Source organism: Denitromonas iodatirespirans (assembly GCF_018524365.1).
Taxonomy (GTDB): Bacteria; Pseudomonadota; Gammaproteobacteria; order Burkholderiales; family Rhodocyclaceae; genus Nitrogeniibacter; species Nitrogeniibacter iodatirespirans.
The window spans coordinates 25,005-49,557 of record NZ_JAEKFT010000004.1 but is presented as its reverse complement, the minus strand read 5'-3'; the positions used below and the strand labels follow the sequence as shown (position 1 = coordinate 49,557).

Here is a 24,553-nt window from a genome sequence, read left to right as displayed (position 1 = left end):
GGCGGGCCCGTAGAATGGCCGCTTTCTCCCCCGGGCGATACGCATGACCCTGTCCCTGTTCGGCGATCTGTCGGCCGGCGTGCTGGCCTTGCTGCTGGCCAGCGCCTGCCTGGCCTCGCTGCTCACCGCCAGCCTCGGCGCTGGCGGCGGGGTGATGCTGCTGGCGATCATGGCGCAGGTGCTGCCGCCGCAGATCATCATCCCGGTGCACGGGGTGGTGCAGATGGGCTCCAACGTCGGCCGGGCGGCGATGAGCTGGCGGCATATCGACTGGCGCGCGGTCGGCACCTTCGCGCCTGGCGCGGTGCTCGGCGCGCTGATCGGTAGTGCGGTGCTGGTGAGCCTGCCGCCCAACGTCATCTACCTGACCATCGCCGCCTTCACCCTCTACCTGTGCTGGGGGCCGGCCTTGCCGCGCCTGGCGCTGCGCCCGGCGGGGATCTTCGTCGCCGGCGGGGTGACGACCTTCATTACCCTGTTCGTCGGCGCCACCGGCCCGTTGGTGGCGGCGTTCATCAAGCAGATCCACACCGAGCGCTTCAAGACGATTGCCACCTTCGCCGCCGCCATGTCGGTGCAGCACAGCCTCAAGGCGGTGGTTTTTCAGGGGGCCGGTTTTGATCTCCTGCACTGGCTGCCGCTGATCGGCGCGATGATCCTGGCTGGCGTGGCCGGCACCTGGATCGGCCTGCATCTGCTCAAGCGTATGCAGGACACGCACTTCTCCTTGCTCTTCAATATCGTCCTGACCCTGCTCGCGGCCCGGCTGATCTGGCAGGCCTTGACGACCTGAGGCGGACCCGCCGCGCTGTCGAAGGCGTATCCGCTGGTCTATAGAGGAAGAACAGCGGACCGGACAGGAGGCCTCCCATGAGCGGGAAAAAAGTGCGCTTCACCTACCCGGGCAAGACCGTCGACGTGACCTGGGACAGTCGCCTGTGCATTCACGCCGCCGAGTGCGGACGCGCGACCGGCGAGCTGTTTGTCGATGGGCGCGATCCGTGGTGCCAACCGGATGCGGCGGAAGTGGCGCGGGTGCGCGAGGTGGTCGAGCGCTGCCCGAGCGGCGCGCTCAGCTATGCCGACAAGACCGGGGGGCCGGTGGAGATGGCCGCGGTCGACAACACGATGGTCGTGGCCTGTAATGGGCCGCTGTTCTTTCGCGGCAATCTGCATGTCGAAGGTCTGGCCGAGATGCCGCCGGGGCTGCGCTTTCGCGCCGCGCTGTGCCGTTGCGGGGCGTCGAAGAACAAGCCCTTCTGCGACAACAGCCACGAGGCCATCGGCTTCAAGGACTATGGCGCGGTGGGCGAGTCCGGCAGCTTGCAGGTTGCCGGCGACGGTGAGCTGCGCATCACCCCGACCCTTAACGGCCCGCTGGTGTGCAAGGGCCATCTGCGCATCTACAGCGCCGCCGGGCGGGCGGCCTGGTTCGGCACGACGGTGGCACTGTGCCGCTGCGGCGGCTCGAAGAACAAGCCGTTTTGCGACGGCAGCCATGTGGCGCAAGGCTTCCGGTCGGACTGAGCCGATCGCCCCGGGTGCCCGGCCACCCGCGGGCGGCCGGGCCCGGCGCGCTGCGGCTCATTGCGCCGGGACGGGGCCGCGGCGGCTTTGCTGGTGCGCAGCGAATTCCTCAGGGCTGACGGTGCCGTCGCCATTGGCGTCGAGCTCGCCGAAGGCGGGGGCATTGGCCAGGCCGCGCATCTGGTAGCCCTGCTGAGCCCGCTCGCCGATGCGCGCGTTGCGCGCACGGGTGAATTCGTCGGCATCGATCCGACCGTCGCCGTTCAGGTCGTAGTCCGCGAAGGCCGGCTGATTGCGGCCCATGCCCGTGCCGGCACCGGGGCCCATTCCTGCGCCCGGACCCATTCCAGCACCCGGGCCCATCCCAGCACCCCCGCGTCCGGCACCGGGTCCCATCCCGGCCCCCGGGCGATTCTGGAACTGGATGGCCTGGCCGGCGGCCAGCTCCTCGGGGCTCAGCCGGCCGTCGCCATTGGTGTCGAAGCTGGCGAAGGGCGGCGCATTGACGGCGCCGCGCATCGGCCGTCCGGCGGCCGCGGCCTCTGCCTGGCGCTCGGTGCGGAAGGCGTTGAATTCCGCCTCGGTCACGGCGCCATCGCCGTCCCGGTCATAGGCCGAGAACGGTGCCGGCCCGCGCGGCGGCGCGCTCTGGGCCTGGGCGGGGAGCGCCGCGGCCAGCGTCAGCGCTGCAGCCATCGCGCTCATCGAAAGTATCCGGTTCAGTCGTTTCATGATGCACCTCCATTCAACGCGTTCGGGTCCGCGATAGCGTGCCCGGGTAGACGCCTTCTCCGTCGGCCACCGTGTTGCGCCGCGGCGATCTCTCGGTCATATCTTCGCGCCATGGCGTTGGCGTACGTTGCGCTGGATCAACCGGACGGGTAAAACCGACCGATGGCGGTGGCTGGTGCGGTGCGGTCAGGGTTTGAAGATCCGCCGGCTCGGCCCGATCGAGCGGATGATCAGGGTGTCGCCTTCGGCTTCGAACAACAGGTTGGCCATGTGGAATTGCTGGCGGGGATTGCGCGCCACTGCCTGGGCGAGTTTTTCGCGCTTGTCGGCGATCTGCGCGAGGGCCGGCGCGCGGTAGCGGAAGACCACCTTCCGGTCGGCCAGATAGGCGGCCGCGTCGCCTTCGAGGAACTCGATCTCGCCGCGCAGGCGGATGCGGCGAACGCCCTTGTCGGTGTGGACGGATAGCTCCGCCACCGCGTCGACCGGACCGTCCTTGACCAACTGCTGCAGGGCGACAGCCTCCCAGTGATCGCTCGCGTCGGTGGCGAAGAACTGCCCGCCGACCACCTCGCCGTTGCGGCGCAACTGGTGCTCCACCAGCGCGCTGGCGGCGCTGCGGCGGTAGGCGCCGAGCGGGTCGCGGTGGTAGGTGGTGCGCGCATCGAGCTGGATCAGCTGCACCTCGACCGTGTCGTCGGCGCCGAGCGCCAGTGCGTCGAGGTTTTTCTTCCATGAGGCCAGTTTGTTGCCGTAGTTCATGGCCTCGAGCACGAAGCGCTCGCCGCCATGCGGTGCGGCCAATCCGTCCACAACCTTGACCACGTCCGGCACAGCACCGGCACCATGGGGAGCCAGTTTGCCGGCAGCCGGCCACAGCTCGTCGCCGACCTTGCCGAAGGCGATGGCGGCGACGATCAGCATGGCGATCAGCGGTTTGGCCAGTTTGACGAGGCAGCCGCTGGCAGCCCTGCGGGCGCCTGTCGGGGTGCGACGCGGCCATAGCCACAGGCCGACGCCGATGATCGGCAGGAGTATGACTGCGGCGCCGAGCAGCAGGGTGCCCAGCGGCGCGGGGTGGCGATCGTGCACGATGCAGGGCAGCTTGGCCGTTGCCGCCGGGAAACCGGCCTTGGCCAGATCGTGGCAGCCGGCGGAGCGCTGCCCGGTGATGTCGAGGCTGGGCGCTTCGTCGGCGGAGGCCGGGGGATTGAGCCGGTCGCCGAGCGCGCCGGCGGGGAGGATGGCGATGAAGCGAGGCGTCGCTTCGCTGCCGACCGGCGCCGTGGCGGCGAACACCGGCACGTAGTCGTAGTTGCCGATGCGCTGCGGCAGGTAGGGGCCGTCGGCGGCGATGTTGCCGCCGCGGATCGACAGGTAGTCGATGCGTCGCAGGTCGGCGTCGGCGAGCTGGCCGGCGTTGATCCGGTGCAGCGTGGTGTCCAGGGTCAGGTGATCGATCAGCACGGCGGCGAACAGGCCGAGCGGCAGTACGATCAGCAGGATCGAAACGAACTTTCTCATCGGCATCCTCCGTGCGTCGCCCCATGCGACGCGTGCCATGCGTATCGCCTACGACTGCGTCATGGGCAATGCGCTGTTTGGAGGATAGTCGAGCGAGGCGATTTAGCCGAGCAGGCCGGGGAAGAGCGTGCCGAGGCCGTCGGCCATGACTTCGACGGCGATCGCCGCCAGGATCAGGCCCATCAGGCGCGTCATGACGTTGATGCCGGTCTGGCCGAGGAAGCGGCCGATGCGCTCGGCGGCCGACAGCACCAGCCAGGCGGCGAGGCCGATCACCACGCCGTAGAGCACCAGCACGCCGAGCTCCCACAGGTGGGTGGTTTTTTCGGCATAGATGACCATGGTCGAGATGGTCGCCGGGCCGGTGAGCAGGGGGATGGTGAGCGGCACCACGGCGATGCTGGCGCCGGTGTCGGCGCGTTGGGCGCCTTCGTCGATGTCCTGCGCCTTCGACTCGGCCGGCTCGGCCTGCAGCATCTGGATGGCGCTCATCAGCAGCAACAGGCCGCCGCCGACCTGGAAGGAAGCCAGCGAGATGCCGAAGAATTCGATGATGCGGATGCCGATCAGCGCGCTCAGCGAGATCACCAGAAATGCCGAGAACGCCGCGACTCGTGCCGTGCGGGCACGATCCACGGCCGAAAACGTGCGCGTGAAGTGGATGAAGAAGGGCACCACGCCGATCGGATTGACGATGGCCAGCAGCGTGATGAAGGGTTTGATGAGCGATTCCATGTGGGGGCGGATGGTGGCATTGAACCGGTGCGGGGGCAAGCGGCCCGTGCGGCGGTGGTGGTGGGTTTTTTGCGAGCAGTTGTGACAGTATCTGCTTCTCTGACGGTTGCCCCGGATCGAGTTCTCGTCATGATCGTTCGAAAGCGGCTGAACGCGCTGGCCTTGCTGTTTGCCCTGCAAGGCTCGGTGTTGCCGCGCATTTTTCCGCAGGTGTTGTGTGCCGGGCTGTTCGGCCTGGTGGTCGCCGCCGTGCACAGCAGCCATTTCGCCAATGTTGCGCAGTACACCACCAGCCCCTTCACCCTGCTCGGCATTGCGTTGTCGCTGTTCCTCGGCTTTCGCAACAACGCGGCCTACGACCGCTGGTGGGAGGCGCGCAAGCAATGGGGCCGCATGGTCTTTGAAGTGCGCAGCCTGGCGCGGGCGAGCGAGGCGCTGCTGGGCGCGACGCATCCCGAGCGGCGCCAACTGCTGGCCTGGGTGTCGGCCTTTGCGCATGCGCTCAAAGGCAATCTGCGTGAGCAGGATGTCCGCGACGCGTTGACCGCGGTGCTGGGCGCAGCGCGTGCGGCCCGGGCGCTGGCGGCGCAGAACCCCGCGGACCGCTGCCTGCGCGAGGCCGGCCGGTCGCTGGGCCGATGCCTGGCGGCGGGGCGGATCGACAGCCAGGGGCTGCGGATCCTCGATGAACGGCTGACCGGCCTGGCCGAGGTGCAGGCGGCGTCGGAGCGGATTCGCCGCACGCCGTTGCCCTTCGCCTACACCTTGCTGGTCCATCGCACGGCCTATCTGTACTGCTACCTGTTGCCCTTTGGCCTGGTGGGGTCGATGGGCTGGTTTACGCCGGTGTTCACCGCCATCGTGGCCTACACGTTTTTCGGTCTCGACGCCCTGGCCGAGGAGCTCGAGCAGCCGTTCGGCGAGACGGCCAATGCCCTGTCGCTCGATGCGATCTGCCGCAGTGTCGATATTTCGATCGCCGAGGCGCTCGACGAGCCGGTGCCGGCGCCGCTGGCACCGGTCGATCACGTTCTGTTGTAGCGCCCTGCCACCGGAGGGCGGTGGCGCTCGTTGGAGCTTGCCTGATGACAACTGCACGCTATCTGGATGACTTTGCGCTCGGCGAGCGCTTCGTCTCGCCCGGTTTCACGCTGACCGAGGCGGCGATCATCGACTTTGCCAGCCAGTACGATCCGCAGGCCTTTCACCTGGACGTGAATGCGGCGGCCGAATCGCTCTACGGCGGGTTGATCGCCAGCGGCTTCCAGACGCTGTCGCTGTCCTTCCGCCTGTTCATCCAGAGCGGTGTGCTGGCCGCCTGCAGCATGGGCTCGCCGGGCATCGACGAGTTGCGCTGGCTGGCGCCGGTGCGCCCGGGCGACACACTGCATACCGAGGTGGAGGTGGTCGAGGTGACGCCCTCGCGCTCCAAACCCGATCGCGGCATCCTCAAGCTGAAGTATCTGGCGGTGAACCAGCACGGCGATACCGTGCTGAGCTACGTGGTGAATCACCTCGTCAAGCGACGGGCCGAATAGCGGGCTTCAGGTGGTCAGCAGCACGATCGCCAGGCCGATCACGGCGGCGATGGCCAGCCCGAGCGCCCAGCGGGTGCTGCGCTGCTGGCGGTCGAGTGCGGCGATGAGGCGTTCGTTCTGTTCGGCGAGCTGGGCGATCAGCTCCGAGCGCTGCGCCGCTTCCTGGTTGAGATCGGCCACGCTGCGCTCCAGCACCGCCAGCCGGGCGACCGGATCGTCGACCACGGTGTCGGGCGCAGCCTGCGCGTCGTCCCGGGCCTGGACCCGCTTCCACAATTCGCGCGCGCCACGGGCAATGCCCGGGGCGGCAGCGATGACGTCGGTCCAGGGGATCATCTTGGCGGCGGTGAGCCAGGGGATCGGCATGCGGTGTGCTCGGTGGCGTCGATGCCTGTGCGACCGTCGAACGCGTCCCCGGGTTCCGTCGCAGGGCGGGCGCCGGGGACTAGGGCGTGTTCACAGTAGATCCGTCAGTCCCGTTGGGCCCGAATGCGTCCGACACAAGGCGCGCGACGCCGCTCAGTGGGCCCCCTGAGCAAGGAGCGCAACGCGGTAGCGGGCGCATTCGGGCCCAACCCGAAGGGCTCGCCTGCCTTGGCACCCATTGCTGCGTTGCGCCTCCTCGCCTGGGGGCCACCCAGGCCGCGTCGGCGCGCCTTGCACTGGGTGCCAAGGCAGGCGAGCGGGACTGACGGATCTACTGTGAACACGCCCAAATTCAGGCGGCGTTGAGCTTGTCGAGCTGCGGCTTGAGCTTGGCCACGGTGTCGCGGAAGCCGGCGAGGCGGGTGCGTTCCTGCTCGACCACGGCGGCCGGCGCGCGGGCCACGAAGCTCTCGTTGGCCAGCTTGCCCTCGGCCTTGGCGATCTCGCCTTCGAGGCGGGCGATTTCCTTGCCCAGGCGCTCGCGCTCGGCGGCGATGTCGATCTCGACCTTGAGCATCAGCTTGAACTCGCCGGCCACGGCGATCGGTGCCAGGGCATCGGCGCCGATGTCGTCGACCACGCTCACTTCCGACAGCTTGGCCAGCCCGGCGAGGTAGGGCGCGTAGGCGTCCAGCGTTGCCTGGTCGCCGGCGGCGACCAGCGGCAGGCGCTGCGCCGGGGAGATGTTCATTTCGCCGCGCAGGTTGCGGCAGGCGTAGATCATGCCCTTGAGCTCGGCCACTTTCGCTTCGGCAGCTTCGTCGATGCGGCTGGTGTCGGCCTGCGGGTAGCGGGCGAGCATCAGCGACGCGGTGTCCTGGCGCTTGGCCATCGGCGCCACGGTCTGCCACAGCGCTTCGGTGATGAAGGGCATGACCGGGTGCGCCAGGCGCAGCACGGTTTCGAGCACGCGCAGCAGGGTGCGGCGGGTGGCGCGCTGTTGGGCCTCCGTGCCACCCTGGATCTGCACCTTGGCCAGCTCCAGGTACCAGTCGCAGTACTCGTCCCAGACGAATTCGTAGATGGCCTTGGAGAGCAGGTCGAAGCGGTAGTCGGCAAAATGCTGCGCCACCTCGGCTTCGGTGCGCTGCAGCTTGGAGACGATCCAGCGGTCGGCGAAGGAGAAGTCGAGATAGCTGCCTTCGCAGGCGGCGGCGTCATGGTCTTCCAGTCCGCAGTCCTGATCCTGGGTGTTCATCAGCACGAAGCGGGTGGCGTTCCACAGCTTGTTGCAGAAGTTGCGGTAGCCCTCGCAGCGGGCCAGGTCGAACTTGATGTCGCGACCCGGGCTGGCGAGCGAGGCGAAGGTGAAGCGCAGGGCGTCGGTGCCGAAGGCGGGGATGCCTTCGGGGAATTCCTTGCGGGTCTTCTTTTCGATGCTCGCAGCCTGCTTGGGGTTCATCAGGCCGAAGGTGCGCTTCTCGACCAGCTTGTCGAGCGAGATGCCGTCGATCAGGTCGATCGGGTCGAGCACGTTGCCCTTCGACTTGCTCATCTTCTGGCCTTCCGCGTCGCGGATCAGGCCGTGCACATACACATGCTTGAAGGGGATCTTGCCGGTGATCTGTTTCGTCATCATCACCATCCGGGCGACCCAGAAGAAGATGATGTCGAAGCCGGTGACCAGCACCGTCGAGGGCAGGTAGAGGTCGAGCGCGTCGTTGGATTTGGCCGGCCACTCGGCGGTCCAGTCCAGCGTGGAGAATGGCCACAGGGCGGAGGAGTACCAGGTGTCGAGCACGTCTTCGTCACGCGTGAGCGTGCCGGTGTAGCCGTCGGCCGCAGCCAGCGCGACAGCGTCGGCTTCGTTGCGCGCCACCCATACGCGGCCATCGTCGCTGTACCAGGCAGGGATCTGATGGCCCCACCACAGCTGGCGCGAGATGCACCAGTCCTGGATGTTGTTGAGCCACTGGTTGTAGGTGTTGACCCAGTTCTCGGGGTAAAAGGTGATCTCGCCCGAGGCGACGCACTCGAGCGCCTTCTCGGTGATGCTTTTGCCGTCCTTGCCCGGCTTGCTCATGGCGACGAACCACTGGTCGGTGAGCATCGGCTCGATGACCACATTGGTGCGATCGCCGCGCGGCACCTTGAGTTTGTGTGCTTCCACCGCCACCAGCGCGCCAGCGGCTTCAAGGTCGACGACGATTCTCTCACGTGCGTCGAAGCGATCAAGGCCGACATATCTATCGGGAATCGCTTCAAGCACTTCGCGAATGCCGAACCCGTCGAGTTGCCGAGCAACTCGTGCTTCGCCTGCTCTGATCGGAGCGGGGCCGAAAGCGTCGCCGACTTGGCGCGCGCGATTCCAAAAGTTGGTTTCGATCTTTGCTTCAAGTGTGAGAATCGAAACGATTGGCAAGTTGTGACGTTGCGCGACCGCATAGTCGTTGAAGTCGTGCGCTGGCGTGACCTTGACGCAGCCGGTACCGAACTCGCGGTCGACATAGTCGTCGGCAATGATCGGGATGTCGCGCTCGGTGAGCGGCAGGCGCACCGTCTTGCCGATCAGGTGGGCGTAGCGCTCATCGTCCGGGTGCACCATCACGGCGACGTCGCCGAGCATGGTCTCGGGGCGGGTGGTGGCGACCGTGAGGCCGGCCAGATCGCCGATCGGGCCGTCGGTGAAGGGGTAGCGGATGTGCCACAGCTTGCCGTCTTCTTCTTCCTGCACCACTTCGAGGTCGGACACCGCGGTGCCGAGCTTCGGGTCCCAGTTCACCAGCCGCTTGCCGCGGTAGATCAGGCCTTCGTCGAACAGGCGCACGAAGGTTTCGGTGACGGTGGCGGACAGGCCGGCGTCCATGGTGAAGCGCTCGCGCTTCCAGTCGGGGCTGGTGCCGAGGCGGCGCATCTGGCCGGTGATGGTGCCGCCGGAGTATTCCTTCCACTCCCACACTTTTTCGAGGAACTTCTCGCGGCCGAGGTCGTGGCGGCTCACGCCCTGCGCGTCGAGCTGGCGTTCGACGACGATCTGCGTCGCGATGCCGGCATGGTCGGTGCCCGGCTGCCACAACGTGTTGTCGCCGCGCATGCGGTGGTAGCGGGTGAGCGCATCCATGATGGTCTGGTTGAAACCATGCCCCATGTGCAGCGTGCCGGTGACGTTCGGCGGCGGCAGCAGGATGCAGAAGGCGTTTTTATTGGAGGTGTCGAGGCCGGCGTCGAAGTAGCCGCGCGACTCCCATTCGGGGTACCAGCGGCGTTCGATGTCCGCCGGCTCAAAACTCTTGGCCAGTTCCATGGGGTTCCGTAAGCATGGCTGTGGGGGCGAATCCGCGATTATAACGGATGGCAGCCGTGCTGACCGGTGCCGGCACCACAACGATCGCTAGCGATTGCGCGGATCGTTGGCGTCGAGCAGCTGCGAGATTTCCTGCGAGATGTCGGCGAGCAGGGTGGCGCGGGCGCGGGCGCGCACCTGTTGCAGGATGCGCATGCGCGCCTGCTCGATTTCTTCGGCCAGCACCTGGGGCAGCTCCTGGCTCATCCATTCGTCGATGCGCCGGTTGAGGATGGCGTCGAGCTCGATCAACTGTTCGACGAAGCTGGCGGGCGCCGGCGTGGGGGGCGAGGGTGCGACCTCGGGGACGGCGCCGGTGAGCACCGGGATGTCGTCGTCCTCGACCTGCTCGGTGAGCAGCGGCACGTCGGTGTCCGGCCCGGGCGCGCGATGGCGCTGGAGCAGCGCGTCGGCCTTGTCGAGCAGGCGGTCGGCCGCCTCGGTTTCGGGCAGGATGATGAAGGGCTCGTGCGGCTCGGCCATGTCAGCGGCTCGCCGTGTTGTGCGCGGTCGGGCTCAGGCCCTGGCCGGCATAGTGGCGCCAGCGGTCGCGCGCCGGCATCTTGTGCGCTTCGTCGGTGCCGACCACTTCGACCAGCATCTTGAAGCGCTCGAACCCGGGCGGCACGTCGGCGGCCAGGTTGATCAGCACGTCGTCATGCGGCCAGCCGCCGTCGGGCGGCATGTCGCCGAGCGTGATCGGCGACTCGGCCGCCAGCGGCGAGCCGAACAGGGCATGCGGCAGAAAGTCCATCGGCGGACGGGTCCACAACAACTGATCGAGCTGCCGCACCACGGCCGCGTCCGGCAGCAGCACCGCCACCTTGCGGCCCGAGCGGAAGGCGCGGACGGCGAGGTGGCAGGTGACGCCGAGCAGGTCGTCGGCGTTGTGGTAGAAGTGGATGTCCGTCACGCGGGTCTCAGGCCAGCCCGGCCCGGGCGATCAGGAACTCGGTGAGCAGCGGCACCGGGCGGCCGGTGGCGCCCTTGGCCTCGCCCGAGATCCAGGCGGTGCCGGCGATGTCCAGGTGCGCCCACGGATAGGCCTTGGTGAAGCGCGCCAGGAAGGCCGCGGCGGTGATGGTGCCGCCGTAGCGCCCGCCGATGTTGGCCATGTCGGCGAAGTTGCTCTTGAGCAGCTCCTGGTAGTCGTCCCACAGCGGCAGTTGCCACACGCGGTCGCCGCTGCTCTGACCAAGCTCGGTCAGCTCGCGGGCGAGGGCGTCGTCGGTCGTCAGCAGACCGCTGGGGATCTTGCCCAGGGCCACCACGCAAGCGCCGGTGAGGGTGGCGATGTCGATCACGCAGGCGGGTTTGAAGCGCTCGGCGTAGGTCAGCGCATCGCACAGGATCAGGCGGCCTTCGGCGTCGGTGTTGAGGATTTCGATGGTCTGGCCGGACATGGAGGTGACCACGTCACCCGGCCGCGTGGCGTTGCCGCCGGGCATGTTCTCGGTGCTCGGGACGATGCCGACCACGTTGATCGGCAGGTTGAGCTGCGCGGCGGCCTTGAGCGTGCCGAACACGCTGGCGGCACCGCACATGTCGTACTTCATCTCGTCCATTTCGGCGGCCGGCTTGAGCGAAATGCCGCCGGTGTCGAAGGTGATGCCCTTGCCGACCAGCACGATCGGCGCATCGCCTGCCTTGCCGCCGGCGTGTTCCATGATGATGAACTTGGGTGGCTGCTCGGCACCCTGGGCCACGGCGAGCAGGGCGCCCATGCCCAGCTTGCTCATCTCGGCCTTTTCGAGCACCGTGACCTTGAGCTTGTATTCCTTGCCCAGCTTCTTGGCGGTGTCGGCCAGGTAGGTCGGCGAGCAGACGTTGGGCGGCAGGTTGCCCAGGTTGCGGGCCAGTGCCATGCCCTCGGCAATCGCCAGGCCTTGGTCGACGGCGGTGGTGAGGGTTTTGGTGCTCTTGCCCGGGATCAGGAACTGGATCTTCTTGATGCCGCGCTTGCCGTTGTCGTCGGCCGACTTCTTCGGGGCATCGAAACGGTAGCCGGCCGCCGCCACCAGCCGGGCCGCCTGCCGCAGGCGCCATGCCAGGTCGCGATTGGGCACCTCGACTTCGGCCAGGCTCACGCTGGCGTCCTTGCCGCGCAGGCCGGCCAGCGCCTTGCCGGCGGCGCTCAAGGCGTCGCGGTAGGCCTTGTCGTTGAGTTCGTCCACCGCGCCGAGGCTGACCACCACGACCCGATCGGCCTCGACCCCCGGCAGCAGGGGGAGGGTCAGGGTGGCGCCGGCCTTGTCGTCCAGATCGCCGCGCTTGAGCAGCGCGCCGAGCGCGCCGCCGCTGGCGTGATCGACGGCCTCGGCCGACGGCGTCAGACGCCCCTCGGCATAGGCGCCGACTACGATGCAGGCGCGTTTGAGTTTCTCAGGGGATCCGGTCTTTATGGTAAATTCCACGGCTATTCCTTTAAGACGACGTCTCGGTCAGGGTGGCAACGATTATGGCCCGTCCGCAATACGCCGTCAAAATGCCCCCGATCATTCAACTGTCATTAGCGCGATGATCTTTCTGCGCGCCGCCCAGCGTGAATTCGCCAACACCGCCATGGCGGTGTTCGTTGCCTTGTTCGCCATTTTGGTGACCACGGTGCTGATCCGCCTGCTCGGTCAGGCGGCCGGCGGCCGTGTGCCCTCGGATGCCGTGCTGGCGCTGATCGGCTTCGGCGCGCTGGCGCAACTGCCGATCGTGCTGTCGCTGACGGTGTTCATCGCCATCCTGATGAGCCTGTCGCGCAGCTACCGCGATTCCGAAATGGTGGTGTGGTTCGCCGCCGGCGTGCCGCTGACGCGCTGGATCAGTCCGGTGCTGCGCTTCGCCGTGCCGGTGTCGCTGGTGATCGCTGGGGTGACGCTGGTGCTGGCGCCGTGGGCGCAGTTCAAGAGCGTGGAATACAAGGAACGCTTGAACAACCAGGACGATGCCGCGCGTGTGGCGCCCGGGGTGTTCCGCGAGTCGGCCGGGGCGCGACGGGTGTTCTTCGTCGAGGTCGGGGCCGGTGAGGACGGGCGGGTGCGCAATGTGTTCGTCAGTTCGGTGCAGGACGGCAAGCTCGGCGTGATGGTGGCCGAGGAGGGCTACCTGCGTACCGGCCAGAACGGCGAGCGCTTCGTGGTGCTCGAGCGCGGGCGGCGCTACGACGGCACGCCCGGCACGCCCGACTACCGCATCATGCACTTCGAACGCTACACCTTGCAGATGGCCGCGCAGGCGGCGGCCGACCTGCCGGTCAAGACGCGCATGTTGCCGCTCAAGACCCTGATCGACGAGCCGAACCGCGCCAACCTGGGCGAACTGGCCTCACGCATCGGCCTGCCGGTGGCGGCGCTGATCCTGGCTTTGTTGGCGATTCCGCTGTCTTTCGTCAATCCGCGTGCCGGGCGCACCAATAACCTCATCATCGCCATCCTCACCTATCTGATCTACAGCAACGCGATCAGCGTGAGTCAGGCCTGGATCTCGCAAGGCAAGGTCGGCTTCGTGGTCGGCGCGCTGGCGCCGCATGTGGTCATGGTGACGGTGCTGGCGGCCTTGTTCTACCGGCGCCTGTCGGTGTACTCGATCTGGCGGAGGCGGGCCTGATGCGCATTCTGCGACGCTATCTGGCACGTGAAATCATCGGTGCCACCTTCATGGTGCTGCTGGCCTTTCTCGGGCTGTTCGCCTTCTTCGACTTCATCAACGAACTCGACGAGATCGGCAAGGACGGCTATCAGGTCCACCATGCGTTGATCTATGTCGCGCTGATCCTGCCGGGGCGGGTGTATGAGCTGATGCCGATCGCGGTGTTGATCGGCTCCCTCTACGCGTTGACCACCCTGGCGCGGCATTCCGAAATCACCGTGATGCGCGCCTCCGGCCTGTCCACCCGCCGGCTGCTGCGCGAGTTGACCTTGATCGGCGGTTTGTTCGTGGTGCTGACCTTCGTCTTCGGCGAGTATGTGGCGCCGCCGGCCGAGAAGGCGGCGCAGCAGTGGCGCCTGACGGCGACCGGGTCGACGGTCGCCAACGAGCTGCGCTCCGGCCTGTGGGTGCGCGACGGGCGGCGTTTCATCAATGTGCAGGTGCTGACGCCGGAGCGTACGCTGGAGGGCGTGCGCATCTATGAGTTCGACGATCAGCTCGTGCTGCGGACCATCAGCGATGCCAGATCCGGCGTGTATGACGAGAACGGCGGCTGGCACCTGACCGATATCGCCCAGACGATTTTCGAAGAAGATCGCACCCGCGTGGCCCGTTTCGATGCGATGGAGTGGCAGTCGGAACTGACTCCCGACGTGCTCAGCGTGTTGATGGTGACGCCGGAGCGCATGTCGGTGTCCACGCTGGTGACCTATCTGCGCCACCTGACCGAGAACAACCAGAAGACCGACCGCTACGCCATCGCCTTGTGGAAAAAGATCGTCTACCCCTTTGCGGTGCTGGTGATGATGGCGCTTGCGCTGCCTTTCGCCTACACCCATGACCGCATGGGCGGGGTCAGCGTCAAGGTGTTCGCCGGCATCATGCTGGGGGTGGCCTTCCACCTGCTCAACGGCCTGTTCTCCAACCTCGGCGTGATCAACGCCTGGCCCGCGCCGGTGGCCGCGTTGGCGCCCAGCGTGATGTTCCTGATCGCCGCGGCCGGCATGCTGTATGCGGTGGAGCGGCGCTGACGCGGTTGCGCTGCGAGGAGCCTGGCATAAAAAAACGGGACCGCGAAGGTCCCGTTTTCTTTCCAGCCTGCCAGGATCAGCCTTGCTTGCGCGTGAGCTTTTCCTTGATCCGTGCCGACTTGCCGGTACGGCCGCGCAGGTAGTACAGCTTGGCGCGGCGCACGTCACCACGGCGCTTCACCTCGATGCTGGCCACCAGCGGGGAGTAGGTCTGGAAGGTGCGCTCAACGCCTTCACCGGACGAGATCTTGCGCACGATGAAGTTGGAGTTGAGACCACGGTTGCGTTTGGCGATAACCACGCCTTCGTATGCCTGAAGACGCTCACGGTTACCTTCCTTGACCTTCACCTGGACCACCACGGTGTCGCCCGGGGCGAACTCGGGGATGGTCTTGTTTTCGGTCAGACGAGCAATTTCTTCCTGCTCGAGTTGTTCAATCAGATTCATGTGCGTGACTCCTTGGTCAGTTCGCGATGGCCGTTGGCCTTGCAGGCAGAGCAGGTCGCCACCTGATGCATGCGTTTCTTCATTCGGCTCCGTCCGACGGTGTCGGCGAGGCCGCCTCATGATCCTGCCTGAACGCGTCAAGCAGTTTCATCTCTTCACGGCTCAGCCTGCGCTGAGCCAGCAATTCCGGGCGCCGCTGCCAGGTGCGCCCCAGCGCCATCTTCAGGCGCCAGCGCCGGATCTCGGCATGGTTGCCGGAGAGCAGCACGGGCGGCACGGCCTGGCCGTGGGCGTCCACCTCGGGGCGGGTGTAGTGCGGGCAGTCGAGCAAGCCGTCGACAAAGGAGTCTTCGACCGCCGAGTCCGCATCGTTCAGCGCCCCGGGCAACTGGCGGATGATGGCATCGAGCAGCACCATCGCCGGCAGTTCGCCGCCAGACAACACGAAGTCGCCCAGCGAAATTTCTTCATCCACACAACGGTCGATCAGCCGTTGATCGACCCCTTCGTAGCGCCCGCACAACAGCGTCATCGCCGGTGCCTGCGCCAGTGACATCACCATGTCGTGGTCCAGCGGCCGCCCCTGGGGCGACAGGTAGATCACGCGTCCGGCCACGCCAAGCGCCTCGCGCTGCGCCTCGCCGGCGGCGGCAATGGCCGCTTCCAGCGGCGGTGCCTGCATCACCATGCCGGGTCCGCCGCCATAGGGCCGGTCGTCCACCGTGCGATGCACATCATGCGCGAAATCGCGCGGGTTCCAGCACTGCAGCCGATACAGGCCGCGTTCCTGGGCGCGTCGGCTGATGCCACTGCCGGTCAGCGCGGAAAACATCTCCGGGAACAGCGTGACGACATCGTAGCGACGCACCCGTCTACCAATCCTTCTGCCACACGACGCGGATGCATCCTGCGGCGACGTCGACATCCAGCACATAGGCGGCGACGAAGGGAATCAGATGCTCGTCGTCACCATCGGTGACCTGAAGGACGTCATGGGCGCCGGCGGAGAGCAGGGAAGTGACCGTGCCCAGCGCCTCGCCTGCTTCGTTCTCCACCCTGAGGCCGATCAGATCGCCCCAGTAGTACTCGTCGGCCCCGGTGTCGGGCATCGCCTCGCGCGGCGCGGCGATGAACTGCCGGGTGAGCGCTTCGGCGGCGGTCCGGTCCGTCACGCCGTCGAAGGCGGCGATCCAGCCCTTGCCGTGGGCCCGGCAACCGGTCAGCTTGAAGGCTTTCCAGGCCGCGGGCTCTGCCGTGTCGTCAGGCGAGAGCCACCATTGCGGCATCGACTTCCATGACAGCGGATCGTCCCCGAAAGGATGGATCTTGACCCAGCCCTGGACGCCAAAAGGGGCGACAATGCGCCCCATGACGATCACCGGACGGCTCCCGATGCAGCCGTTCAGGCGGCTTTGGCGGCCTGCTTGACCAGACGGGCGACCGTCGGGGACAGCTGGGCGCCGTGCTGCTGCCAGTGGGCCAGGCGCTCGGTGTTGATCACCAGACCGGCTTCCGGCGCCATCGGGTTGTAGAAACCGACGCGCTCGATGAAGCGGCCGTCACGACGATTGCGCGAGTCGGCGGCAACGATGTTGTAAAACGGGCGCTTCTTGGCGCCGCTACGGGCAAGGCGAATAACCACCATGTTGTGTTCGTCCTGACTAATGATTCGAGAAAAGGGCGAGATTTTAAGCGATTTCCTCAGGGAAAACAATCTCTTTGGGATTCAGCCGGGAAACACTTCGGCGATGGTCTGCTGAATGCTGCGCGCTGCGGCCAAGGGATCGGCAGCTTGGCGGATCGGCCGACCGACGACGATGTAGTCGGCGCCGTTGCGGAAGGCCTGCGCCACGTCGACGGTGCGTTTCTGATCGTCGACCGGGCGGTTCTCGACCGGGCGGATGCCCGGCGTGACCACCAGCAGGCGATCGCCCAGCTCGCGGCGGATCATCGGCGCTTCGAGGCCGGAGGAGACGATGCCGTCGATGCCGGTCTCGAGCGCGCGGCGGGCGCGCGACAGCACCAGTTCTTCGACCTTGCACTGGAAGCCGAGGTCGTCCAGGTCGCCCTGGTCGAGGCTGGTCAGCGCGGTGACGGCGAGCACCTTGAGTTCGCCCTTGTCCTTGACCGCGGCTTCCATGATCGATTGGTTGCCGTGGATGGTGGCCAGCGTGGCGCCGCTGCCCGACAGCGCACGCACCGCCGCGCGCACGGTTTCCGGCACGTCGAAGAATTTCAGATCGACAAAGACCTTCTTGTTGCGCGCCACCAGCCAGTCGAGCAGGTCGAAGTAGCCGTGTGTCATGAACAGCTCGAGGCCGATCTTGTAGAAGCTGACACTGTCTTCCAGCCGTTCGACGAGATCGCGGGCGGTGGCGGCATCGGCGACATCGAGCGCCATGATCAGGCGATCGGCGGGCGCGATGGCCTTGGCGGAGCGGAAATCCGGAGTTGATGTTTGCATTTTGGGGGCAGTCGATGGGAAAGTAGTGACCATTATCCCGCCTCTTTGGCGATCGGGTCGAGCCGGGCGGCTGGCATTGTGCCAGAATTGCCCGATTCTTCATTAGAATGGCTGTTGGACCGGATCAATGGCGAGCCCGCACCCCATGTCAGACCCTCTTATGCAGGATGCCGGACCGGCAGCATCAGTCCTTGCCTGGTTGGCCGGCGAACCGGCGGACGACCCCGTCGACAGCCTGCCCGAGCTGTCCGAAAAGCTCGACGAGCTGATGCGCTCGGCGCTGACGCCGGTGCAGCTGCACCGCGGCGTCGAGCTGTTTTTCGTGCGCATACGCGATGTGCGCGAGGTGCTGGTGCCGCGCCTGGTCGAACGCGCCTTGCCGCTGCCGTCCAATCTCTTCAATGCCATCAGCCGCCTCGAAGCCATCTGCCTGACCCTGGCCCGGGGCTACGTGAAGGTGCTCAACGATCCGGGGACCGGCGTGGTCACGCAGCGGCGGCGGCCCGAAGTGCTCGCCACCCAGGCATTGATGCTGCTGGGCGACGTGCTGTGGTTGGCCGGCATGAAGGGCGCCACGCCGCGGGCCGGCCTGTGGCAGGAGGCGCATCGCATTTTTGGTGGCGCGACGGTGGATGCCGGCTCGCCCGCCTTGCCCGCCGAACTTCCCCGAGGCACGGTGCAGGCCGCCTACAAGCGGCTGCTGGCGCTGGCTGCGGCGCAGCCCGAAGCATTGACGGCGCGCGAGCTGGACTGGACCGTGCGCTATCTCGAACAGTGTGCGTGGCGCTCGGAGCTGTCGCCCGACCCGCGCACCGACATCGAAACCTGGGACTACTGGATCGATCCGGCACAGGATGTCGGGCCGATCGCCATGGTGCGGCGGGCGCCTCCGCCGGTCGATGGCATGCTGTATTTCTCGGCGGCCGAATTGGCGCGCAGCGCCACCACGCATCTGGAGCGGCTGGAAGCGGCGCTGGATGCCGGTGGCGAAGTGATTCCCGGCGCCGACCTGCCCGAGCTGCCGGCCGGGCTGCCGCCGGGCGAGATTTCGAAGTTGCTGCGATGCCTGCGCGAGCGTTGGGCGATGCCGCCGCGGCGCGAGCAGTTGCGCCGGCGCTGCCAGTACGACGTCGAAGTGTGCGTCGGCCTGCGCAGTATCTGGCGGCTCAAGCATGCGGGCGAGGCGGCGGCCGAGATCGTCCGCTGGCGCGTGCTCAATGAAAGCCCCGGCGGCTACGCGATCATGAGCGTGGCGGCAAATACCGGCTCGTTGTCGGCCGGCATGGCGATGGCCGTGCGGCGCGCCGCCGACAGCGCCTGGTCGATCTGCGTGGTGCGCTGGGTGCGCTCGGATTCGCCGACGCAGGTGGAGCTGGGGCTGCAGACCATCAGTTCTGCGGCGACCCCGGTGCGCATCGGTTTTCGCGGCGGCGACGGCCCGGGCGAAATGGTGCCGGCACTGGTGCTGCCGCCGGTGGCTGCGGTGCGCCGGCATCAGGCGATTCTGGCGCCGGCCGGGGCCTATCGTTCGCGCCGCTTCGTGCTGGTGCACGAGGCTGAGCGCCTGTATGTCGCCCAGGGGCGGCTGCTCAGCCTCGACATGCAAACCTCCAGCGTCGAGCTGTTCCAGTTCGAATACGATCCCTATCCGCTGTGAGCGGATGCCTCGTCGTCCAGCAGTGCGGTGATCGGCACGTCGCCGGTGGCCAGCAGATGGGCGATGCGTGCGTCGATGCGCCGGGCCAGTTCGCTGTCGGCGAGCGGGCGGGCGTCGCATGGGCATAGCGCGAAGCGGCGGACTACGTCGGAGAGGGTGATGTCTTCGGCGCGCCGCACGAGCAGCCAGGCGTCTTCGTTCGAGCGGGTGATCCAGCCGAATTCCTGCATCAGTTCGAGCAGATTCTCGCCCACGGCGCTCGGTTGGCGTGCGGCGCGAAACAAGGTGTCGGCATCGACCGTTTGCCCGCGCCTCTGGGCGTCGGCGAGGCGGTCGAGCATCAACAGGGCGCTGTAGGCGGTTGCGCCGGGAAAGTCGGGCAGGGTGCGCACGCTCGAGGCGTAGGCGGGAAAGGTCGCGGCGAGAATCGCGCCGAGCAGGATGACCACCCAGGAGGCATACATCCACAGCAGAAAGATCGGCAAGGTGGCGAAGGTGCCGTAGATCAGGGTGTAGCTCGGAAAGCGGGCGAGGTACAGACCGAGCGCGCGCTGCATCAGCACGAAGGCAATCGCCGCCGCGAAACCGCCGATCAGGGCGTGCCAGGCGTTGACCCGGGTGTTGGGAATGCTGAAGTAGAGAAAGCCGAACAACAGCCCGAGCAGCAGCACCGGCAGGGTGCGAAAGACGATGATGCGCAGCCAGGGCGGGTCGTTCACGAAGCCGAGCGAGGTGCTGATCAGATAGCTGGTGGCCGCCAGGCTGGCCCCGAGAAAGATCGGCCCCAGCGTGAGCACCACCCAATAGATGGAGATGCGCGCCAGGAGCGGGCGGGCCTTGCGCACGCCCCAGATGGTGTTGAGCACGCCGTCGATGGTGAGCATCAGCATCAGGGCCGTGACGATCAGCAGGGCGGTGCCGATCAGGGTCAGGTTGGCGGCTTTCTGCGAGAACTGCAGCGCGTAGGTGGCGACGATCTGGCCGGCCTTTTCGGGCAACAGGTTCTGCAGCAGAAACTCGCGCAGGATCTCGCCGAAATGCGCGAAACCGGGGAAGTTGCTGAACACGGCGATGGTCACAGTAAGCAGTGGCACCAGCGCCAGCAGGGTGGTGAACGTGAGGCTGCCGGCGACCTGGGGGCAACGCGTATCGACAAAGCGCTGGGCGAGCAGGCGGGCGAAATCCCGCAAGTGGATGAACAGTTTGGGCAATGCGACCGGGGCCGGCGTGGCGGTTGGCTATAATCGCGCCATTCTAGCGAATGAGTCGAACATGAAAGAAGTGCTGGTTCTGTATTACAGCCGCAAGGGCTCGGTGCGCGCACTGGCCGAGGCGATCGCCGAGGGCATCGAGCGGGTGCCCGGCGTCGGCGCCCGGGTGCGCACGGTGCCGGCGGTGAGCACCGTCTGCGAAGCGACGGCCGACGCCATCCCGGCGTCCGGGCCGGCCTATGTCGAGACCGCCGATCTGGCCGAGTGCATCGGCCTGGCGCTGGGCAGCCCGACCCGTTTCGGCAACATGGCGGCGCCGATGAAGTATTTTCTCGACGGCACCATCGCGCCGTGGGTCAATGGCGATCTGGTCGGCAAGCCGGCCTGCGTGTTCACCTCGACCGGCAGCCAGCATGGCGGCCAGGAAAGCACCCTGCTGAGCATGATGCTGCCGTTGATGCATCACGGCATGCTGATGATGGGGCTGCCCTACACCGAACACCTGCTGTCCTCGACCCGCAGCGGCGGCACGCCTTACGGGGCCTCGCATGTGGCCGGCTCGGACGGGCATCCGGTGCTGACGGTCGAGGAGCGCAAGCTGGCGCAGGTGCAGGGCGAGCGCCTGGCGCGCACGGCCCTGGCCCTGGAGGCGGCACGATGAAGGCGCGGACCGTGGCGTGGATCGCTTCGCTGTTGTGGATCGCCCTGATCGTGCTGTGCGTGGTCTGGGAGGTCTGGCTGGCGCCCTTGCGGCCCGAAGGCTCGTGGCTGATGCTCAAGGCGGCGCCCTTGCTGGTGCCGCTGTTCGGCCTTCTGCACGGTCGGCGCTACACCTACCAGTGGGGCTGCATGTTCGTGTTGCTGTACTTCATGGAAGGGGTGGTGCGGATGAACGATCCTGGCGGCGTGGCGCTGCTGGCGCGGATCGAAATCGTGCTGACGGTGGCCGCCTTCGTCGTGATGATGTGGTATGCGCGGATGACCGCACCCTCGCGCCAGGCCAAGGCGGAGTGATCGCCGCCGCGGAATGCGGCGGCGATCGGTGTGGCGTCAGATCTGCGGGTTGAGCTTTTCGAACTTGCCGTGCAGCTTGTTCAGCGCATTGAGGTAGGCCTTGGCCGAGGCGACGATGATGTCGGTGTCTGCCCCCTGGCCATTGACCACCTTGCCATCGCGTGACAGGCGCACGGTCACTTCGCCCTGCGCATCGGTGCCGGTGGTGATGGCGTTGACCGAGTACAGCAGCAATTCGGTGCCGCTCTTGGCGACGGTCTCGATGGCCTTGAAGGCGGCATCCACCGGCCCGGAGCCGTTGGCCTCGGCCTGGACCTCGGCTTCGCCCACGTTCAGCGTCAGGCGGGCGGCCGGGGTTTCGCCGGTCTCGGAATGGAAGCATGAGGCCACCAGGCGGTAATGCTCCAGTTCCGGCGTGACGGCTTCGTCGGAGATCAGCGCCTGCAGGTCTTCGTCGAAGATCTCGTGTTTCTTGTCGGCCAGTTCCTTGAAGCGCGCAAAGGCGTGGTTGAGATGCGCTTCGGACTCGATTGCCGCGCCCAGTTCGATCAGGCGGCTGCGGAAGGCGTTGCGGCCGCTGTGCTTGCCCAGCACCAGCTTGTTGGCGCCCCAGCCCACGTCCTCGGCACGCATGATCTCGTAGGTTTCGCGGTGCTTGAGCACGCCATCCTGGTGGATGCCCGATTCGTGCGAGAAGGCGTTGGCGCCGACGATGGCCTTGTTCGGCTGCACCGGGAAGCCGGTGATGCCCGACACCAGCTTGGAGGCGGGCACGATCTGGGTGGTGTCGATATGCGTGTCGCACTGGTAGATGTCGCGGCGGGTGCGCACGGCCATCACCACCTCTTCGAGCGAGGCGTTGCCGGCCCGCTCGCCGAGGCCGTTGACGGTGCATTCGATCTGGCGTGCACCAGCGCGTACCGCCGCCAGCGAGTTGGCCACGGCGAGGCCGAGGTCGTTGTGGCAATGCACCGACCAAACCACCTTGTCGGAATTGGGCACGCGCTCGATCAGGGTGCGGATGGTCGCCGCGAACTGCTCGGGCACGTTGTAGCCGACGGTGTCGGGCACGTTGATGGTGGTGGCGCCGGCATTGATGACCGCTTCGAAGATCCGGCACAGGTAGTCGATTTCCGAGCGCCCGGCGTCTTCGGCGGAGAACTCGATGTCGTCGGTGTACTCGCGCGCCCAGCCGATGGCCTTGACCGCCTGTTCGAGCACCTGGTCGGCGCTCATGCGCAGCTTCTTCTCCATGTGGATCGGGCTGGTGGCGATGAAGGTGTGGATGCGCCCCCTGGCCGCCGGCGCGATGGCCTCGCCGGAACGGCGAATGTCGCTCTCGTTGGCGCGCGCCAGCGAACAGACGGTCGATTCCTTGATGACCTCGGCGACGGCACGAACGGCTTCGAAGTCGCCGTTGGAGGCGGCGGCGAAGCCGGCTTCGATCACGTCGACCCGCATGCGCTCGAGCTGCCGGGCGATGCGCAGCTTTTCATCGCGTGTCATCGAGGCGCCGGGGCTTTGCTCACCATCGCGCATGGTGGTGTCGAAAATGATCAGTTGGTCACTCATGGTCGGCTCCTGTCGGGTTCCGAAGTCTGGGGGTCAGGACGTCGCCCGCCGCGAAGGGCGGGACGCGAGATCGTCGTGTTGGGTTATCGCGTGCGCCGCAGTCGCGGGCCGAGCGGCCGCCGCGCGCCCAGGGCGGTGTCGCGCGGGAGGGGGCTGTGAGGCGGCTCGATGGCAGGCATGTCGTTGAATATAGGCCAATCGTCGAGCGCCTGACAACCGGCTCATGAGGCCGGCGGTTCGTGGCCCGGGATCTTCTTGCCGAGGCGGTGCATGACCAGCAGGACATAGCCCGAGGCGGCGTAGAGCAGGAACAGCAGGAACAGCACCGAGGCCGGGTCGAGCGAGACCAGCGCGAAGCCGAGCATGATCGCCAGCACGGCGAAGAAGGGCACGCGGCGGCGCAGGTTGAACTCCTTGCCGCTGAAGTAGAGCACGTTGCTGACCATGGTCAGGCCGGCGAAGACGGTGATGAAGCAGACCGCCCAGCGCAGGTCGGGACCGCTGAAGCCGTTGTCGATACCCACCCACACCAGGCCGGCGATCAGTGCGGCGGCGGCCGGGCTGGGCAGGCCCTGGAAGTAGCGCTTGTCGACCACGTCGATGTTGGTGTTGAAGCGCGCCAGGCGCAGGGCGGCGCCGGCGCAGTAGATGAAGGCGGCGATCCAGCCCAGCTTGCCCATCCCCCGTAGCGCCCATTCGTAGGCGACGAGGGCCGGCGCGGCACCGAAGGACACCATGTCGGAGAGCGAATCGTACTCGGCGCCGAAGGCGCTCTGGGTGTGCGTGAGCCGGGCGATGCGGCCATCGAGCCCGTCCAGGATCATGGCGATGAAGATGGCCACGGCGGCATGTTCGAAGCGCTGGTTCATGGCCTGCACGATGGCGTAGAAGCCGGCGAACAGGGCCGCGGTGGTGAACAGGTTGGGCAGGATGTAGATGCCGCGCCGACGCTTGTCAGGGTCGAAGAGGGGTTTGCGCGGAGGCACGTCGGCCATGAGGAAGACCTTTGAAAACGCCCGCCGAGCGGGACAATGGGCCCAATTTTACCCCAGCTGGCGGCCCCGTGCGGGGCGCAGCCGGGGGCGTCAGGGAAGTTCGGCAATGATGCTGGCCGAGGCCAACACCTTGTCTCCAAGGGTGATGCGGGCTTTGCTGCCGACCGGCAGATACAGGTCCACCCGGGCGTCGAAGCGGATGAAACCGTAGCGCTCGCCGCGTTGCAAGGAGGCCCCTGCCCGGGGATCGCACAGGATGCGTCGTGCCGAGAGGCCGGCGATCTGCACGCAGGTGATGTCGGTGCCATCGGTAGTGCGCAGCCACATCGCGTTGCGCTCGTTCTCGCTCGAGGCCTTGTCGAGCGCCGCTTTGAGACCGCGCCCGGGGTGGTGCCACAGCTGCTTGACCTCGCCGTCGGCCGGGCTGCGGATGGAATGCGCGTTGAAGAGGTTCAGCGAGATGCTGATTTTCAGGCTGTCGCGGTCCAGGTAGGGGTCGTGTGCGCGCTCGATGGCGATGACACGGCCGTCGGCGGGCGAGAGTATCGAGCGCTCGTCGCTCGGGATGGCGCGCGGCGGGTCGCGGAAGAACGACAGCAACAGCAGGAACACAAGCCAGAACGGCAGGGCCAGGAACCAGCCGGCTGCGCTGTTGACCAGCAGTGCCAGCGCCAGGGCGATGCCGATGAACGGCCAGCCTTCGCGGGCGATGATCGGATGCGGATAGGACGGCAGAGGGGACGACGGTGAGGACATC

General features: G+C 66.9%; 26 protein-coding genes. 9 read left to right on the top strand and 17 right to left on the bottom strand.

Annotation, left to right across the window (positions count from 1 at the left end; all coding sequences use genetic code 11):
• Positions 1-43: 43 nt before the first annotated feature.
• Together I8J34_RS04520 and I8J34_RS04515 are read left to right on the top strand one after the other, a co-directional pair.
• Positions 44-793 carry a sulfite exporter TauE/SafE family protein gene (locus I8J34_RS04520; protein WP_214360193.1) on the top strand — a complete coding sequence of 250 codons (750 nt, stop codon included), beginning with the start codon at positions 44-46 and terminating at the stop codon, positions 791-793.
• Positions 794-870: 77 nt separating this feature from the next.
• Positions 871-1,527 (top strand): CDGSH iron-sulfur domain-containing protein, encoded by a 657-nt coding sequence (locus I8J34_RS04515; RefSeq protein ID WP_214360192.1) that lies wholly within the window; start codon positions 871-873, stop codon positions 1,525-1,527.
• Positions 1,528-1,584: 57 nt separating this feature from the next.
• Here I8J34_RS04515 and I8J34_RS04510 read toward each other — a convergent pair whose 3' ends face one another.
• The 3 genes from I8J34_RS04510 to I8J34_RS04500 form a co-directional block, all read right to left on the bottom strand.
• Entirely contained in the window at positions 1,585-2,259 is a 675-nt protein-coding gene (locus I8J34_RS04510; protein ID WP_214360191.1) for an EF-hand domain-containing protein, read from the bottom strand.
• Between the two features lie 186 nt (positions 2,260-2,445).
• Positions 2,446-3,783 (bottom strand): hypothetical protein, encoded by a 1,338-nt coding sequence (locus tag I8J34_RS04505; RefSeq protein ID WP_214360190.1) that lies wholly within the window; start codon positions 3,781-3,783, stop codon positions 2,446-2,448.
• Between the two features lie 102 nt (positions 3,784-3,885).
• The gene (locus tag I8J34_RS04500) at positions 3,886-4,518 is read right to left on the bottom strand and encodes a MarC family protein (protein ID WP_214360189.1); all 633 of its coding nucleotides are present in this window, start codon (positions 4,516-4,518) and stop codon (positions 3,886-3,888) included.
• 129 nt (positions 4,519-4,647) lie between these two features.
• On the opposite strand from I8J34_RS04500, the gene I8J34_RS04495 reads away from it, so the two are divergent.
• On the top strand, positions 4,648-5,559 hold the full coding sequence (locus I8J34_RS04495; RefSeq protein ID WP_214360188.1) for a bestrophin family protein: 912 nt from the start codon (positions 4,648-4,650) through the stop codon (positions 5,557-5,559).
• A gap of 44 nt (positions 5,560-5,603) precedes the next feature.
• Positions 5,604-6,056 (top strand): MaoC family dehydratase, encoded by a 453-nt coding sequence (locus tag I8J34_RS04490; protein WP_214360187.1) that lies wholly within the window; start codon positions 5,604-5,606, stop codon positions 6,054-6,056.
• Positions 6,057-6,062: 6 nt separating this feature from the next.
• Here the strand turns inward: I8J34_RS04490 and I8J34_RS04485 are convergent, their stop codons facing one another.
• The 5 genes from I8J34_RS04485 to I8J34_RS04465 all read right to left on the bottom strand — a co-directional run bounded on the left by I8J34_RS04485 (position 6,063) and on the right by I8J34_RS04465 (position 12,179).
• The gene (locus I8J34_RS04485) at positions 6,063-6,422 is read right to left on the bottom strand and encodes a hypothetical protein (RefSeq protein WP_214360186.1); all 360 of its coding nucleotides are present in this window, start codon (positions 6,420-6,422) and stop codon (positions 6,063-6,065) included.
• A gap of 352 nt (positions 6,423-6,774) precedes the next feature.
• Positions 6,775-9,726, bottom strand: a complete 2,952-nt coding sequence (locus I8J34_RS04480; protein WP_214360185.1) for a valine--tRNA ligase — start codon at positions 9,724-9,726, stop codon at positions 6,775-6,777.
• 87 nt (positions 9,727-9,813) lie between these two features.
• A complete protein-coding gene (locus tag I8J34_RS04475) occupies positions 9,814-10,248 on the bottom strand; it encodes a CDK5RAP3 family protein (RefSeq protein WP_214360184.1) in 435 nt (144 codons plus the stop codon).
• Position 10,249: 1 nt separating this feature from the next.
• Positions 10,250-10,678, bottom strand: coding sequence for a DNA polymerase III subunit chi (locus I8J34_RS04470; protein WP_214360183.1), 429 nt, complete (start codon positions 10,676-10,678; stop codon positions 10,250-10,252).
• 7 nt (positions 10,679-10,685) lie between these two features.
• Positions 10,686-12,179: a leucyl aminopeptidase gene (locus tag I8J34_RS04465; protein WP_214360182.1), complete on the bottom strand. Its 1,494-nt coding sequence runs from the start codon at positions 12,177-12,179 to the stop codon at positions 10,686-10,688.
• A 103-nt stretch (positions 12,180-12,282) separates the two neighbouring features.
• On the opposite strand from I8J34_RS04465, the gene lptF reads away from it, so the two are divergent.
• Both lptF and lptG read left to right on the top strand, forming a co-directional pair.
• Entirely contained in the window at positions 12,283-13,362 is a 1,080-nt protein-coding gene (lptF, locus tag I8J34_RS04460; RefSeq protein WP_214360181.1) for an LPS export ABC transporter permease LptF, read from the top strand.
• Positions 13,359-14,435, top strand: coding sequence for an LPS export ABC transporter permease LptG (lptG, locus tag I8J34_RS04455; protein ID WP_214360393.1), 1,077 nt, complete (start codon positions 13,359-13,361; stop codon positions 14,433-14,435). The genes lptF and lptG overlap by 4 nt, the downstream gene beginning before the upstream one ends.
• A 76-nt stretch (positions 14,436-14,511) precedes the next feature.
• On the opposite strand, the gene rplS is transcribed toward lptG, so the two are convergent.
• From rplS to pyrF, 5 genes are all read right to left on the bottom strand, one after another.
• On the bottom strand, positions 14,512-14,883 hold the full coding sequence (gene rplS, locus I8J34_RS04450; RefSeq protein WP_214360180.1) for a 50S ribosomal protein L19: 372 nt from the start codon (positions 14,881-14,883) through the stop codon (positions 14,512-14,514).
• A 79-nt stretch (positions 14,884-14,962) separates the two neighbouring features.
• The gene (gene trmD, locus I8J34_RS04445; protein WP_214360179.1) at positions 14,963-15,808 is read right to left on the bottom strand and encodes a tRNA (guanosine(37)-N1)-methyltransferase TrmD; all 846 of its coding nucleotides are present in this window, start codon (positions 15,806-15,808) and stop codon (positions 14,963-14,965) included.
• Positions 15,756-16,262 (bottom strand): ribosome maturation factor RimM, encoded by a 507-nt coding sequence (rimM, locus tag I8J34_RS04440; protein ID WP_214360178.1) that lies wholly within the window; start codon positions 16,260-16,262, stop codon positions 15,756-15,758. The genes trmD and rimM overlap by 53 nt, the downstream gene beginning before the upstream one ends.
• A gap of 23 nt (positions 16,263-16,285) precedes the next feature.
• The gene (gene rpsP, locus I8J34_RS04435; RefSeq protein WP_214360177.1) at positions 16,286-16,528 is read right to left on the bottom strand and encodes a 30S ribosomal protein S16; all 243 of its coding nucleotides are present in this window, start codon (positions 16,526-16,528) and stop codon (positions 16,286-16,288) included.
• A gap of 81 nt (positions 16,529-16,609) precedes the next feature.
• Entirely contained in the window at positions 16,610-17,347 is a 738-nt protein-coding gene (pyrF, locus tag I8J34_RS04430) for an orotidine-5'-phosphate decarboxylase (protein ID WP_214360176.1), read from the bottom strand.
• Between the two features lie 145 nt (positions 17,348-17,492).
• Here pyrF and I8J34_RS04425 point away from each other — a divergent pair, with 145 nt between their 5' ends.
• The gene (locus tag I8J34_RS04425; protein ID WP_214360175.1) at positions 17,493-19,004 is read left to right on the top strand and encodes a cyclic-di-GMP receptor FimW-related protein; all 1,512 of its coding nucleotides are present in this window, start codon (positions 17,493-17,495) and stop codon (positions 19,002-19,004) included.
• Here I8J34_RS04425 and I8J34_RS04420 read toward each other — a convergent pair.
• Positions 18,992-20,215 carry a YihY family inner membrane protein gene (locus I8J34_RS04420; RefSeq protein ID WP_230411704.1) on the bottom strand — a complete coding sequence of 408 codons (1,224 nt, stop codon included), beginning with the start codon at positions 20,213-20,215 and terminating at the stop codon, positions 18,992-18,994. The two genes, I8J34_RS04425 and I8J34_RS04420, sit on opposite strands and share 13 nt — an antisense overlap.
• A gap of 61 nt (positions 20,216-20,276) precedes the next feature.
• On the opposite strand from I8J34_RS04420, the gene wrbA reads away from it, so the two are divergent.
• Both wrbA and I8J34_RS04410 read left to right on the top strand, forming a co-directional pair.
• Positions 20,277-20,876: an NAD(P)H:quinone oxidoreductase gene (wrbA, locus tag I8J34_RS04415; RefSeq protein WP_214360174.1), complete on the top strand. Its 600-nt coding sequence runs from the start codon at positions 20,277-20,279 to the stop codon at positions 20,874-20,876.
• Positions 20,873-21,229: a DUF2069 domain-containing protein gene (locus I8J34_RS04410; RefSeq protein WP_214360173.1), complete on the top strand. Its 357-nt coding sequence runs from the start codon at positions 20,873-20,875 to the stop codon at positions 21,227-21,229. Before wrbA ends, I8J34_RS04410 begins: the two co-directional genes overlap by 4 nt.
• Before the next feature lie 36 nt (positions 21,230-21,265).
• Here the strand turns inward: I8J34_RS04410 and I8J34_RS04405 are convergent, their stop codons facing one another.
• From I8J34_RS04405 to I8J34_RS04395, 3 genes are all read right to left on the bottom strand, one after another.
• Positions 21,266-22,801: a 2-isopropylmalate synthase gene (locus I8J34_RS04405; RefSeq protein WP_214360172.1), complete on the bottom strand. Its 1,536-nt coding sequence runs from the start codon at positions 22,799-22,801 to the stop codon at positions 21,266-21,268.
• Between the two features lie 221 nt (positions 22,802-23,022).
• Positions 23,023-23,796: a CDP-diacylglycerol--serine O-phosphatidyltransferase gene (gene pssA, locus I8J34_RS04400; protein WP_214360171.1), complete on the bottom strand. Its 774-nt coding sequence runs from the start codon at positions 23,794-23,796 to the stop codon at positions 23,023-23,025.
• A gap of 90 nt (positions 23,797-23,886) precedes the next feature.
• The gene (locus I8J34_RS04395) at positions 23,887-24,552 is read right to left on the bottom strand and encodes a phosphatidylserine decarboxylase (RefSeq protein WP_214360170.1); all 666 of its coding nucleotides are present in this window, start codon (positions 24,550-24,552) and stop codon (positions 23,887-23,889) included.
• Position 24,553: the final 1 nt, after the last annotated feature.